Here is a 13,556-nt window from a genome sequence, read left to right as displayed (position 1 = left end):
GAAGAACATCCTGAGCCAACGAATCATGACGCTCACCGGACTCACCGCCGGCCCGAACGGCCCGTTCGGCGCGGCGGGCGGCGACGTTGCCCAGCGCCTGGTCGACGGATGGGCAGCCGAGCGCCGGCTCCTCCAGCGGCTCCTGGACGAGACGAAGGGCGATGACGTGTTGGCCACCGTGGCGATGTGGCACGATCGGACGACGGCGTTCCTGGCGAAGGCCGGCGAAGGCGAGGGCTCGTGGCGCGATCGGGACGGCCACGTCTGGGTCGGCAGCGACGTGCTGCGCGTCCTCGAGGACGTGCGGCAGCGGATCGACACATGGCAGTCCGAGGCGGCGCCGCCGGCAGCGCCCGCGGCCGGCGGCGGCACCGTCGCCGTGCGCGAGGCCGAGCTAGCGGCGCTGCGCGAGGCGCTCGGCGACGACGATGCCGACCTCTCCGAGGCGCTCGAGGACGACGATCCCGACGAGACGGCGCTCCCCTGATGCGAACGCCGGCGACGTTCGTCCTGCGTCGCGCCCGAATCCACCGCTTCGACGGCACCGAGCCGGCCACGGCGCTGGCCGTGCGCGAGGGGCGCATTGCGGCGATCGGCAGCGACCAGGACGTCTGGCGCGTCGTCGGCAGCGACACGCCGACGGTCGACCTGCGGGGGCGGGTGGTGCTGCCTGGCTTGATCGACGCGCACGTGCACTGGTGCACGTATGCCATCGCCCGACGCAACCTCCAGCTGGCGGGTGAGGACGGCCTGCCCGACGTGCTGCGCCGCGTGCGCCAGCATGCGTCCGACCGGCCCGTTGGGCAGTGGATCATCGGCCGCGGCTGGGATCACAGCGCTTGGGGGCGATGGCCGACCGCAGCCGATCTCGACGCCGTCACGCCGCTTCATCCGGTGGTGCTGACCCGCAAGGACGGCCACGTGGCGTGGCTGAACAGCGCGGCGCTTGCGGCGTGCGGGATCGACGCCACAACCCCTGACCCCGAGGGCGGCGCAATCCAGCGGGCGGACGGCCAGCCGACGGGCCTGCTGATGGAGACGGCGCTGCGGCTGGCCAACGCTGCCGTCCCGCCGCCGGACACGTACGCCCGCCAGGCCGCGATGATCGACGCATGGCGAGACGCGTGGTGCCGCGGCCTGACGAGCCTGCACGACATGGGCTTCCAGCGCCAGTCCCTTTTCCGGGACCTGGCGACGCTCCGCGATGCCGGCGAGCTCGGCCTGCGCTTCGTGTGGTACCTGCCGGAAACGGAGCTCGATGAGGCCATCGGACTCGGCCTACGTTCGGGCCTCGGCGACGGCTGGCTGCGCGTCGGCGGCCTCAAACTCTTCCTCGACGGCACGCTCGGCGCGCAGACGGCTGCCATGCTGGCGCCGTATGACGGTCAACCGGACAACGTCGGGCTGCCGACGATGGACGGCCCGGCATTTGTCGATCTCGCCGGACGCGCCGCGGCGGCCGGACTGGCCACGGCCGTGCATGCGATCGGCGACGGGGCGAACCGCACGGCGCTGGACGGCTTCGCCGATGTGGCGGCCACCGTGCCGGGCGCCTCGGCCATGAGGCAGCGGATCGAGCACTGTCAGATCGTCGCGCCGGAGGACATCCAGCGCTTCGTTCAGCAGAACGTCACCGCATCCATGCAGCCGATCCATTGCACGGCCGACCACGTGATCGCCGAACGATACTGGGGCCTCCGCAATCGGACGAGTTATGCCTGGCGATCCATGTTGTCGTCGGGCGCGGCGTTGGCCTTCGGCTCGGACGCGCCGATCGAATCGCTCGACGTCTTCGCCGGGGTTCATGCGGCCGTGACCCGCCAGACGGCCGCGGGCGAACCACGCGGCGGTTGGCATCCCGAGCAGCGGGTGACGGTGCGGGACGCCCTGCACGCCTACACCGCCGGGGCAGCATACGCCGCCGGACTGGAGAGCGATGTCGGCACGCTCAGCGTCGGTCGACAGGCCGACCTGATCGTCGTCGACCGCGACCCGCTGTCCGTCGCCGCGCCCGAGCTGCTGACGATCAAGGTGCTCGGCACGATGATCGAGGGCATCTGGGTCTGGCAGGCGGCCGGCGCCGACATCGCCGGCCCGCGCCACGACAGCTGAAGCGTGGCGGAGCCTGCCGATCGCACCGCACGAGGCGTGTGGCTGCCCGTCGCCTCGCTTGTGGCCGCCGTCCTCGCGATCAGCACGTCGGCCATCCTCATCCAGGCCGCACGCTCCGAAGTGCCGGCGCTGGCGATGGCCACGTGGCGGATGGTGCTCGCAGCGCTCGTGTCAGGCTCGTTCGCCGTGGCTTCGCCGCGCGCCCGCCGCGAGCTTACGGCGATCGACCGTCGTGGTTGGGCCATGGTGGCGCTGGCGGCGCTCTTCCTGGCGTTGCACTTCGGCCTCTGGGTGCCGTCCGTCACGGGCACCAAGATCGTGAGCTCGGTGGCGTTGGTCACAACGAGCCCGCTGTGGGTGGCCGTCCTCGCGCCCCGCTGGATCGGCGAACACGTGGGTTGGCAGCTGCGGGCCGCGGTGCTCGTCGGGTTCGGCGGCGCGATCACGATCATGCTCGGCGACGCAATGTCGTTCGGACGCAGCCACTTGATCGCCGACGCGCTCGCGCTTGGAGGGGCGCTGGCCGTGGCCTGCTACTTCATGGTGGCCCGACGGCTGCGGCAGCGACTGGCGCTGCGATCCTACCTGGCCGCCGTGTACGCCGCAACCGCCGTGATCCTCCTGGCGGCGGCATTGACCACCGGCACCCCGCTTGGCGGATGGCCGATGCGCTCGTGGCTGCTGGTCGGCGCGTTTGCCCTCTTCCCGCAGCTCGTCGGCCACAGCACGCTCAACTGGGCGCTCGCCCGACTGTCGGCCACGTATGTTGCGGCGGCGACGCTCTTCGAGCCTGTCGGCAGCGCGGTCCTCGCGTTCTGGATCTTCGGACAAGTGCCCGTCAGCACCGCTTGGATCGGCGGCGCCCTCGTCCTGCTCGCGCTCGGCTGGGCGACGCTGGCGGAGCGCCCGGCCGTGCGCCGCGCCACCGCACCGGCGAACGAAGAAGCCAGGGCCGACACTCCCGATTCGGAGGAAGATGATGCCCCACTCCCCTGACGTGCACGCCTACCCGCTTCGCGTCCGCTACGCCGAGACCGACGCGGCCGGTCTCGCCCATCACGGAAGCTACCTGCCGTGGTTCGAGGCTGCGCGCGTGGAGTGGCTGCGCGCGCACGGCATCCTGTACGCCGAGCTGGAGCGAGAGGGCTATCACCTGGCCGTCGTCGAGGCATTCGTCCGCTACGTGGCCCCGGCCAGGTTCGATGATGCCCTGCTGGTGCGGACGGGTCTCGTCGACATGCGCAGCCGCGAGGCGACGTTCGTCTACGAGGTCGTCACCGACACGGCCCATCCGCGCCAGCTGGCAAATGGCCGAACCCGCCACATCTGCTTGTTCCGCGGGCAAGTGGCCAAGCTGCCCGAAGGGGTGCGCCGGCTGGCGGGAGCATGAGCCCCCACGAATGCGGCGCCGGCAGCACGCTACGCCCCTTGCAGATGCTCGTCGATCATTCGCCCGACGACATCGACCGCGGCATCGAGCGCGAGCGAGAGTTCGCCGCAAAGCATGACGCGCGCCTGTTCGAACAGGCGAGCTTCGGTGGGCGAGAAGACGCGGTCCCGGCCGCGCGCCGCCAAGTCACGCACGAGCATGGCCAGCACGTCGAGGTTGCCGGTGCGGAGCCGGTCGGCGATGGCCGCCTGGCGCGTCTTGAAGTCGTCCGGCAGCGCGTCGGCCGCGGATTGGAGTGCTTCGAGCGCGCTCGTGGCGGCCGTCGGGATCGCCACGGCGCGCAAGCCGATCGTGGAAGCCGTGCGCACCGGAACGAGCACGCGCATCGGTGGCGCGACGAGTTGGATCGCGTAGTAGCGATTGAAGTCCTCATGCAGCGCCGGCCGCTCGATCGCAATGACGATGCCAGCGCCATGCGCCGGGTGGAACACACGGTCGCCCACGCCGAACGGCAGCTCTTCGTCAAGCAAGGGGCACCACATCCACGGCTTGCGGGCCGCGGCCCGTGTGCTCGATTTCGTACTCCACCGGCGTACCCTCCCGCATGGTGGTGGGGTCAGCGAGGAGGATGCCGCTGGCGTGAAGAAACAGCTCTCCGCCTTCGTCGTCGGCGATGAATCCGTAGCCTCTGGCCGGATCGAACCACTTCACGATACCGACGTACCGCACGCGCAGCTCGGTCTGCCGCGGTGGGTGCCGGTCCGCTCGGCCGCCCGTGCCTCCGCCGGGACGCCCGCCGGGGCGACCGCCGGGGCGACCGCCGGGGCGACCATGTCCGGCGCGAGGTGGACCGCCGTCCCGACCGCCGTCCCGACCGCCAGCCCGCCCGCCGCGCCGGTCGTCACCTGCCCCGCTGCGGCGGACGCCCTGCCCACCCGGCACGGATCCGCGTTCGGTTGCGAGCGGTCGATCGGCGTTCTCCGACGCCGGCTCGCGTTCCTGGCGCGGTTCATCGGTGTCCACCAGCCCGGTCTCGACCGGCTGGACGTCGGCGCTCTTGCAGCGCGGGCAGAAGAGCAACGTTCCGCTCTCCCACAGGCCAAGCTCGGCGCGCTGCCGCTGTTCGCGGACAGTGAAGACAAACCGGTAACCACATGCGCCACAGCGCATCGGCTGATCCCGCAAGGCCATTGGGCCGTCTCCTGATCGTGATACGACGAAGCGCAATGCGCCCGCCGTTGGTCATCTACTCGTCGTCGACCTCGGCGCCCGATTCGTCGGGCGCATCGCCTTCGACACTGCCCGCGACCTCCGCGGCCTCGTCCGACGCCGTTGCCGATGTCTCGTCCGTCTCCGATGCCGACGCCTCGTCCGACGCCTGTTGCCGACGTCTGTTCCGACCGACGCCTGTTCCGACGCCTGTTCCGACGCCACAGCCAGTGGATCGCCCGCCGTCGGCTCTTCTTCCCGGACCGTTGGTTCGACGTGTCGCAGGTGCTCCGGCACACGCTTCAGGCTCAGGCCCAGCCGTTGGCGTTCCGGATCGAGCGCGATGATCTCCACCGTGACGGTCTGCCCGGCGCGTACGGCCTCCGATGGATGGCGCAACGGCACGTCGGACAGCTCGGAGACGTGAATCAGGCCTTCGAGGTGATCCTGCAGCCGCACGAACGCCCCGAAGTCGGCCATGTTCACGACCACGCCATCCACCAGCTCGCCGACGTAGTGCTCCTCCGCCGCGATCGCCCACGGGTCTTTCAGCAGGCGCTTCATGCTCAGGCTGATCCGTTTGCGCTCGCGGTCGATCGAAAGCACCTGGACATCGACCTCGTCGCCGATCTTCACGATATCGCTGGGACGACGGTTCCGGTCGAAGCTCATCTCCGAGACGTGGACCAGACCGTCCGCTCCGCCGAGGTCGATGAACGCCCCGAACTCGGCGATCGACGTGACGCGGCCCCGCCGCACGTCGCCCTCGTTCAGATCGCCGAGCAGCTGACGCTTGCGCTCCGTGCGCCACTCGCGCGCGGCCTGCCGTTCGCTCATGATCAGCCGGCGCTTCGCTCGACTGACCTCGACGACCTTGACGACGATCCGCTCGCCGACGAATTCGGCCATGCGCTCGGGGCCGCCTTCCGGCATCGGACGGGCCATTTGGCTGCGCGGGATGAAGCCCTGCAGACCCCCGAAGCCCACGAGCAGGCCGCCGCGGTTGAACCCGACGATCTCGAGCTCGGCCACCTGCCCGTTCTCGAGCAACTCCTCCGCCCGCGTCCAGTCCTCGCCGGTCAGCGCCTGCGACAGCGAGAGGACGATCTCACCGTCCCGGCCGTCCGGCCGCATGACGACGAGTTGAATCGTGTCCCCGGGCTGAACGGCGTCCCACACGGCCTTCGGCACGCGCGCGATGTCGCTGGCCGGGACGACGGCCTCCTGCTTTGCGCCGAGGTTCACCGTCAGCTGATCGCGCGACTTGCTGACGACCGCGCCCTCGACGACGTCGCCGCGCTGATAGCGGCTCGGCAGGAAGTCGCCTTCTGCGAGGAGCAACGCCATCATCGACGTTCCCTCCGCCTCTGCCCGCGCCGCGAGGTCGTCCATCGACGAACCCGACTCGGCAGGCGCGCGCACGTCGGATGGCGTCGGAGCGGGCGTGGGCGCGTCGTCCGCGCCGCCGCCGCCGACCTCGTCGACCTGCGCCCCAGGGTCCGCTGGTTCACCGTCCGGCGTGTCCGACGGCGTACCGTCGTCCATGGCCGTTTCGGTGTCGGTCAGCTCCTCGGCCGGCGAGTCTGGGAGAATCGTCTCGGCCTCGACGTCTTGCGTGTCGTCAGCGTCGTCGTGCATGGTCCTCTACTTCTCGAGCAGTCGGTTGAGTGGGATCAGTCCTCTTCGTCGAACTCGGCGTCGTTGCCGATCTCCTCCTCGTCATCGTACTCGAGCAACTCCTCGTCCTCCTCGTCGTCGACGAGGTTCTCAGCCTCCTCGTCGTCGTCGTCATCGCCGAGGTCGATGCCGGCGTCGCCGCTGTCGTACTCCGACACCGCCGCCCGCGAGGCCGAGACCGGATCCAGATCGCCGTCGGACAGCGCAAGGCGGTCGAAGTCGACGTCGTCCTCGAACAACTCCGCCAGCACGTCGTCGGCCAGGTCGAGATCGGCCAGATTGTCGCGCGTCGGCTCGACGATCTCGGTGTCGATGTCCGGGCGGCGGAACCCGCTGCCGGCCGGGATCAACTTGCCGATGATGACGTTTTCCTTGAGGCCGATCAACCGATCCGTCTTGCCCTCGATCGCCGCCTTGGCCAGGATGTTGATCGTGTGCTGGAAGCTCGCTGCCGACAGCAGGCTGTCCGTTTCGAGCGACGCCTTCGTGATCCCGAGCAGCATCGGCTGATACGTGGCCGGCCGCCCGCCGCGCGCCCCGATGGCGGCGTTCAGGTCCTCGATCGTCTGCAACCCGATGAGGTCGCCCGGCAGGAGCTTCGTGTCCCCGGGCCGGAGGATACGCACCTTGCGGAGCATCTGGCGGACGATGATCTCGATGTGCTTGTCGTTGATCACAACGCCCTGCGCGCGGTAGACCTTCTGGATCTCGTCGAGCAGATACGTCTGCGTCGCCTCGACGCCGAGGATGGCAAGCAGTCGATACGGGTTCTTCGGTCCCTCCGTCATCTGCATGCCGGCCTCGACCCGGTCTCCGGCCTGGACGAGGAGCCGCGAACCGACCGGGACGATGTACTCCTCGTTGCGCTTCTGCTCCCATCGGACGATCACGCGGTCCTTGGCGACGTCCGCCACCCCGGCATGTTCCGCGACGATCTGTCCCTCGCCGCCCGGGCCGAGCGCCACGGGCTTGTTCGCCTCGACCGGATCGCCCGAGGCAACGCTGGCCTTGAAACCGTCGGCGAGCATGTACTCGTCGCTGACGATCTGGACGTCGGTCAAAGTAAGCGTCGTGATCTCACCGTCGCGTTGGAGCTGCACCTGACCGGCGATATCCGCCAGAATCGCCTCACCCTTCGGGTTGCGCGCCTCGAACAGCTCCTGCACGCGCGGCAGGCCCTGCGTGATGTCGCCGCCGCCCGCCGCCACACCGCCGGTGTGGAACGTGCGCAGCGTGAGCTGCGTTCCCGGCTCGCCGATCGACTGCGCCGCGATGATCCCGACCGCCTCGCCGACCTGGATGAGGCCGCCGCGGGCCAAGTCCATGCCGTAGCACAGCTGGCAGATGCCGTGCTGCAGCTCGCAGTGCAGCGTTGAGCGCACGAACACCTCGGTGACGGCGGACGCCTCCAACCGATCGAGCTCGGCCGTGGCGAGCACGGTCTTGTCCTCGACGATCACCTCGCCCGTCGTCGGATCGACCACCGGACCCTGCACGGCGCGGCCGGCCAGCCGGTCGCGCAACGTGTCGGCCAGCACCGGGTCGAGGCGGGCCGAGAGCATCAGCCCCTTCGACGTGCCGCAGTCGAAGTCATTGATCACGGCGTCCTGCGCGACATCGACGAGTCGCCGCGTCAGGTAGCCGGCGTCCGCCGTGCGCAGTGCCGTGTCCGCCAGACCCTTGCGGGCGCCGTGGGTCGAGATGAAGTACTCGAGCGTCGAGAGCCCCTCGCGGAAATTCGACCGGATCGGCAGGTCGATGATCCGACCCGACGGGTCGCTCATCAGGCCGCGCATGCCGGCCAGCTGCCGGATCGGGTTGAACCCGCCCTTCGTCGACCCGCTGGCCGCCATCATGCGGATCGAGCCGAAGTCCGGCAGCTCGTTGCGAACGGCGTCCGTCAGCTCGTCCGTCACGCGGTTCCAGATGTCGACGGTGCGCATGTAGCGCTCATCGTCCGTGATCAGGCCGCGGCGGAACTGGCGGTTCAACTGGAGGACGACGTCGTCCGCCTCGGCGATGATCTCCGACTTGCGCGCCGGCACGACGATGTCGTCGACGGCGATCGACAGGCCAGAGCGCGTGGCGAACGTGAAGCCGATCGCCTTCATGCGGTCGACGGCGTCGGCCGTGGCCTCGGGGCCGAGGAAGTGGTAGATCTCGGCGACGAGCGCCTTCACCTCGCCCTTGCCGAGCGCAGCCCCTGGGTCGTACAGGCGGATCCGCTCCGGCAGGTGAAGGTTGAAGATCGCCCGCCCGACCGTCGTCGGCACGATGCGGGTGCGTGGGACGTCATCCGTGTAGCGCTTGTTGTTCTCGTCGTAGTACGTCTCCACGCGCACGGAGATCGGTGCCTGCAGGTGGACCTGGCCGACCTCGTAGGCGTAGTCCACTTCCTCGAGGCTGCCGAACGATCGCCCCTCGCCGAGCACGCCCGGCCGAGAGACCGTCAGGTAGTACATCCCAAGGACCATGTCCTTCTGCGGCTCAACGATCGGCTCGCCGCTCGAGGGCTTGAGCAGGTTGCGCGACGCCATCATCAGCTCACGCGCCTCGCGCTTCGCCTTCTCCGACAACGGCACGTGGACCGCCATCATGTCGCCGTCGAAGTCGGCGTTGAACGCGGCGCAGACGAGCGGGTGGATCTGGATCGCCTTGCCCTCCACCAGGATCGGCTGGAAGGCCTGGATGCCGAGACGGTGCAGCGTCGGGGCGCGGTTCAGGAGCACCGGGTAGTCCTCGATGATCTCCTCGAGCACCTGCCAGACGACGTCGTCCATCTTCTCGATAAGCCGCTTGGCGCCCTTTACGTTGTGGGCGTAGTTGTATTCCACGAGCTTGCGCATGACGAACGGACGGAACAACTCGAGGGCCATCGTCTTGGGCAGGCCGCACTGGTCGAGCTTGAGGTGCGGCCCGGTGACGATGACGGAGCGCCCGCTGTAGTCCACGCGCTTGCCCAGCAGGTTGCGCCGGAAGCGCCCCTGCTTGCCCTTGAGCATGTCGGAGAGGCTCTTCAGCTTGCGCCGGCCGCGCGCGCTGACCGCTTTGCCGCGGCGGCTGTTGTCGATGAGCGAGTCGACCGCCTCCTGGAGCATGCGCTTCTCGTTGCGAATGATCACGTCCGGCGCGCCAAGGTCGAGAAGCCGCTTGAGGCGGTTGTTGCGGTTGATCACGCGACGATACAGGTCGTTGAGGTCGGACGTCGCGAAGCGACCGCCGTCGAGCTGGACCATCGGGCGCAGGTCGGGCGGAATCACGGGCAGGACCTGCAGGATCATCCACTCCGGGCGGTTGCTCGAGCGGCGAAGCGCTTCCACGATCTTCAAGCGCTTGGTGGCCTTGCGCCGACGCTGCTTGCTCCTGCCCTGGAGGATCTCCTGGCGCATCTCTTTACCAAGCCGCTCGAGATCCATCCGACTGACGATCTCAAACAGGGCCTCGGCGCCCATACCGGCGGTGAAGATGCCGCTGAAGCGCTCCTTGAGGTCCCAGTACTCGGCCTCGGTCAGCAGCTGCATGACCTGGATGCCGTTGATCTCGTCGCGCCGCTGCCGGAACGCCGTTTCGAGCCCCGCAGCTTCGGCAGCGATCTGCTGCTCCGCGGTCTTCGTGTTCTTTTCGGCCTCGCGCAGCGCCTTGGTCTGCTCGCCCTCGAAGCGCTCCGTCAGCTCGCGCACGGCCTCCTGTGACTCGATGCCCAGATCGGACAGCCGCGCCTGGACGAGCTCGTTCAGCTGCTCGAGCGCCTCCGGCGTCACGATCTCGCCCTCCGGGACAAGCGTCGTCGCCGTCGGTTCGAACACAATCGCCTTGGCGGCGGGCTTGTCTCGCTTGCGCTTGAGCTCGGCCTGCATCGCCTTGGATGCCTTCATGAGCTCGGTCGAACGGGCGTCGAACTCAGCCTCCGCCGTGACACGGCGTGCTTCGAGCTCGCTCCTGAGCTGCGCCAGGGCATCGTCCTTGGACGGCGCCCCGCCGGCATCCGCCAGACCCGCTTGCGCTCGCAGCGCCGTGACTTGCTCGTGATGCTCTTCCTCGACGCGCTTCAGGACGCGTGCGCGCTCCTCATCATCGACGGTTGTGATGATGTATTGCGCAAAGTAGAGGACCCGGTCGAGGTTGCGGCGCGAAATGTCGAGCAGGATGCCGAGATAGCTCGGCACGCGGCGCGTGTACCAGATGTGGGCCACCGGGCTCGCAAGCTGGATGTGCCCCATGCGCTCGCGGCGGACGCGCGCACGCGTGACCTCGACGCCGCACTTGTCGCAGACGATGCCCCGATAGCGGATCTTCTTGTACTTGCCGCAGTAACACTGCCAGTCCTTCGTCGGACCGAAGATGGCTTCGCAGAACAAGCCATCCTTCTCCGGCCGCAGCCGCCTGTAGTTGATCGTCTCCGGCTTGGTGACCTCGCCGTGAGACCACGATCGGATCTCATCGGGCGAGGCCAAGCTGATGCGGATTGCGTGGAAGTCCTTGATCTCCAAGGATCCTGTCCTCCGTTGGTTGGTGCCGCAGGCGGGCGCGGCGCGCGCAGCTGGCAGTCGGCAAATGCCCGCACCGGCCAGCGCCGGGACGGGTGCGAACGGGCATCGAACGTAAGGAAGGCGCCGCCGGGCGGACGGCGCCGGTCTCGTCAGCGGATCGAGGAAATGACGAGCATGCGGGCTGAGCCCGAGGGGATTATAGCCGCCGGGACGCACGCCGGTCAACTGCGTCCTCCTGAATGGATGGGCCACAACAAGCCGCCCGGCTTTGACCGCTTCAAGCCGGCGCCCTAGACTTGCCCGCTATCGCCCCGCCCACCCTCTGCCCAGTTACGGAATTCACCCCATGATCTACCGCGCACCTGAGCGCACCACGCCGGCGAGAGGCCGCGCGGTGACGCACGAGCTTGCGGCGCTCCTTGTCGGCATGGCCCTCTTGGCGGCCGTGATCCTGCAGTTCGCATGCGCCGGTGCGGGACCGGACGCGCGTGCCGGTCGGTGGATCTGCGTGAACAATGCCCGCCTCGCCGCGCTCCGGCCGGCAACGCCAACGCCGACCGGCACCGCCCGGGCCGGCGGCGGCGCGGCGATCCGCCCCATCGCCCAAGCCACGTCGAGCGTTCCGTCGGCGCCGACGATGCCCGCGATTGGATCGAACTCGCCCGGCACCGAGGGCATGTTCGGGTCGTGGCCGACGCCGACGGTCATCAGCCAAGACGACTTCTCGGGCTATCCTGGCGCCGGCCGCAACCCATCCCGCACCCTTCCGTCACCCAGCGCTCCCGTGCCCGACGCCTACGATGCACGTCGGACGACGCTCACCGCGCTCGCCGCCGAGGGTCTGGCGGCCGCAACTGCCCGTGCGTTGGCGAATCAGTCCGCTGCCACGGCCACCAGCACCGCAACCACCTTCACCACGACGGGCACCGCGTCGCCCACGCCGACGCCGGGTCCAGGCACTCCGTCGGTCACGCCGGGTCCCACCCCAACGGACACCGCGGCCCCGACGGAAACCGGCTATCCGTAAGTCCTCGCCGGAGAGACAGCCTGTGACGCCGGCCGCGGGGCCGGTTCAAGCAGCCGTACCCGCGGGGACAGCCGGGCTGGAAGTCGTCAGGCACCAGCTGGCCTCGGTGTGCGATGCGATGGGGGCGACGCTCATGCGCGCCGCCAGTTCGCCGAACATCAAAGAGCGCCTGGACTTCTCGTGCGCCGTGTTCGACGGCAACGGCCGCTTGCTGGCACAGGCCGCGCACATCCCGGTCCACCTCGGCGCCCTGCCGGCCGCGGTGGCCGCCGCGACCGCCGCTGGTTCGTGGCGCCGGGGCGATGCCGTCCTCCTCAACGACCCGTACGCGGGTGGCAGCCACCTCCCCGACCTGACGCTGGTGACGCCCGTGTTCGAGCCTGACGGCCCGGCGCCGGCACTGCGGGCAGGTCGCCCGGTCGCGTTTCTCGTCAGCCGGGCCCACCACGCGGACGTGGGCGGCATGGCGGCCGGCTCTCTTCCCAGCGCCGATGACCTCTTCGGGGAAGGGTTGATCGTGCCCCCCGTTCGTCTGATCGACCGCGGTCGGCGCGTCGTCGAAGTCTGGCGGATCGTCGCAGCGAACAGCCGCACACCGGACGCACGGTGGTCCGACCTCGAGGCGCAGGCGTCCGCACACCGTGCGGGAGGGGCTCGGCTGTCCGCGCTCATCGCCGGCGAATCCGCCTTTCTCTCCCGCGCCGACGCGCTCCTGGCGTGGAGCCACGCGCTCGCCACGGCGCAGCTTGCCACGCTCCCGCACGGCACAGCCTCCTTCGCCGACGCGCTCGACGACAACGGCCGGACCGCCGAGCCGTTGCCCATCGTGGTCACGGCGCAAATCGACGGCCAGCGCATGGCGTTCGACTTCGCCGGCAGCGCTCCGGCGACGGTGGGCGGCTTGAACGCGCCGCTGAGCGTGACGCGCTCCGCCGCGCTGTACGTGGCGTGCTGTCTCATGCCGGGGGTGCCGATCAACGACGGGCTGTTCCGGGTCGTGGAGGTCAACGCCCCGGCGGACAGCATCGTGAACCCGGCCCGCCCCGCGGCCGTGGCTGCCGGCAACGTCGAGACGAGCCAGCGGATTGTCGACGTGCTGCTCGGCGCGCTCCATGCGCTCGGGGTGCCAGGGATCCCGGCAGCCAGCCAGGGCACGATGAACAACATGCTGGCCGGCGGTACGACCGCGGACGGTCGGCCGTGGGCGTACTACGAGACGATGGGCGGTGGCGGCGGCGCCGCGCCCGGACATTCCGGAGCCAACGGCCTCCAGGTCCACATGACGAATACCCGCAACACACCCATCGAAGCGCTCGAGTCGGCATACCCCATCCGCGTTGAGAAGTACGCGATCCGCCGCGGTTCGGGCGGTCGCGGGCGATGGGCCGGCGGCGACGGCGTGGTCCGTCGGCTGCGGTTTCTGGCGCCGGCGCAGGTCACGCTCGTCACCGAACGCCGGCGAGAAGCGCCCTGGGGACTCGCCGGCGGTGAGAACGGCGCAGTCGGCGAAAACCGGCTGTGGCGCGCCGGGCGTGCCCGACGACTTCCCGGCAAGCGGACGTTTCACGTGGACGCGGGCGACGCCGTCGAGGTGCGATCGCCGGGCGGCGGCGGGTACGGCGACCCGGAGGTCGGTTGAACCGCTCCCGTT

Annotated in this window: 10 protein-coding genes; 6 read left to right on the top strand and 4 right to left on the bottom strand. The window is 69.6% G+C overall.

Annotated elements, in window-relative coordinates:
- Positions 1-25: 25 nt before the first annotated feature.
- From IPG72_06690 to IPG72_06675, 4 genes are read left to right on the top strand one after another with little or no spacing between them, the layout of a single operon-like run.
- Positions 26-487, top strand: a complete 462-nt coding sequence (locus tag IPG72_06690; GenBank protein MBK6768683.1) for a hypothetical protein — start codon at positions 26-28, stop codon at positions 485-487.
- The gene (locus IPG72_06685) at positions 487-2,112 is read left to right on the top strand and encodes an amidohydrolase (GenBank protein MBK6768682.1); all 1,626 of its coding nucleotides are present in this window, start codon (positions 487-489) and stop codon (positions 2,110-2,112) included. The genes IPG72_06690 and IPG72_06685 overlap by 1 nt, the downstream gene beginning before the upstream one ends.
- 3 nt (positions 2,113-2,115) lie before the next feature.
- Positions 2,116-3,108 carry a DMT family transporter gene (locus IPG72_06680; GenBank protein ID MBK6768681.1) on the top strand — a complete coding sequence of 331 codons (993 nt, stop codon included), beginning with the start codon at positions 2,116-2,118 and terminating at the stop codon, positions 3,106-3,108.
- A complete protein-coding gene (locus IPG72_06675; GenBank protein ID MBK6768680.1) occupies positions 3,092-3,502 on the top strand; it encodes an acyl-CoA thioesterase in 411 nt (136 codons plus the stop codon). Before IPG72_06680 ends, IPG72_06675 begins: the two co-directional genes overlap by 17 nt.
- Positions 3,503-3,531: 29 nt before the next feature.
- Here IPG72_06675 and IPG72_06670 read toward each other — a convergent pair whose 3' ends face one another.
- The 4 genes from IPG72_06670 to rpoC are packed head-to-tail and all read right to left on the bottom strand — an operon-like array spanning position 3,532 to position 10,872.
- Positions 3,532-4,032: a CarD family transcriptional regulator gene (locus IPG72_06670; protein ID MBK6768679.1), complete on the bottom strand. Its 501-nt coding sequence runs from the start codon at positions 4,030-4,032 to the stop codon at positions 3,532-3,534.
- Positions 4,025-4,693 (bottom strand): cold shock domain-containing protein, encoded by a 669-nt coding sequence (locus IPG72_06665; protein MBK6768678.1) that lies wholly within the window; start codon positions 4,691-4,693, stop codon positions 4,025-4,027. Before IPG72_06665 ends, IPG72_06670 begins: the two co-directional genes overlap by 8 nt.
- Positions 4,694-4,744: 51 nt before the next feature.
- Positions 4,745-6,349 (bottom strand): S1 RNA-binding domain-containing protein, encoded by a 1,605-nt coding sequence (locus IPG72_06660; protein MBK6768677.1) that lies wholly within the window; start codon positions 6,347-6,349, stop codon positions 4,745-4,747.
- Between the two features lie 35 nt (positions 6,350-6,384).
- Positions 6,385-10,872 carry a DNA-directed RNA polymerase subunit beta' gene (gene rpoC / locus IPG72_06655; GenBank protein MBK6768676.1) on the bottom strand — a complete coding sequence of 1,496 codons (4,488 nt, stop codon included), beginning with the start codon at positions 10,870-10,872 and terminating at the stop codon, positions 6,385-6,387.
- Between the two features lie 352 nt (positions 10,873-11,224).
- Between rpoC and IPG72_06650 the strand changes: the two genes are divergently transcribed.
- Positions 11,225-11,905 (top strand): hypothetical protein, encoded by a 681-nt coding sequence (locus tag IPG72_06650; GenBank protein MBK6768675.1) that lies wholly within the window; start codon positions 11,225-11,227, stop codon positions 11,903-11,905.
- A gap of 118 nt (positions 11,906-12,023) precedes the next feature.
- Positions 12,024-13,544 carry a hydantoinase B/oxoprolinase family protein gene (locus IPG72_06645; protein MBK6768674.1) on the top strand — a complete coding sequence of 507 codons (1,521 nt, stop codon included), beginning with the start codon at positions 12,024-12,026 and terminating at the stop codon, positions 13,542-13,544.
- Positions 13,545-13,556 lie beyond the last annotated feature (12 nt).

Origin of the sequence: Candidatus Avedoeria danica, from assembly GCA_016703025.1 — a bacterium.
Taxonomy (GTDB): Bacteria; Chloroflexota; Anaerolineae; order Epilineales; family Epilineaceae; genus Avedoeria; species Avedoeria danica.
The sequence above is the reverse complement of the archived record's forward strand: the minus strand, read 5'-3'. Positions and strand labels throughout refer to the sequence as shown.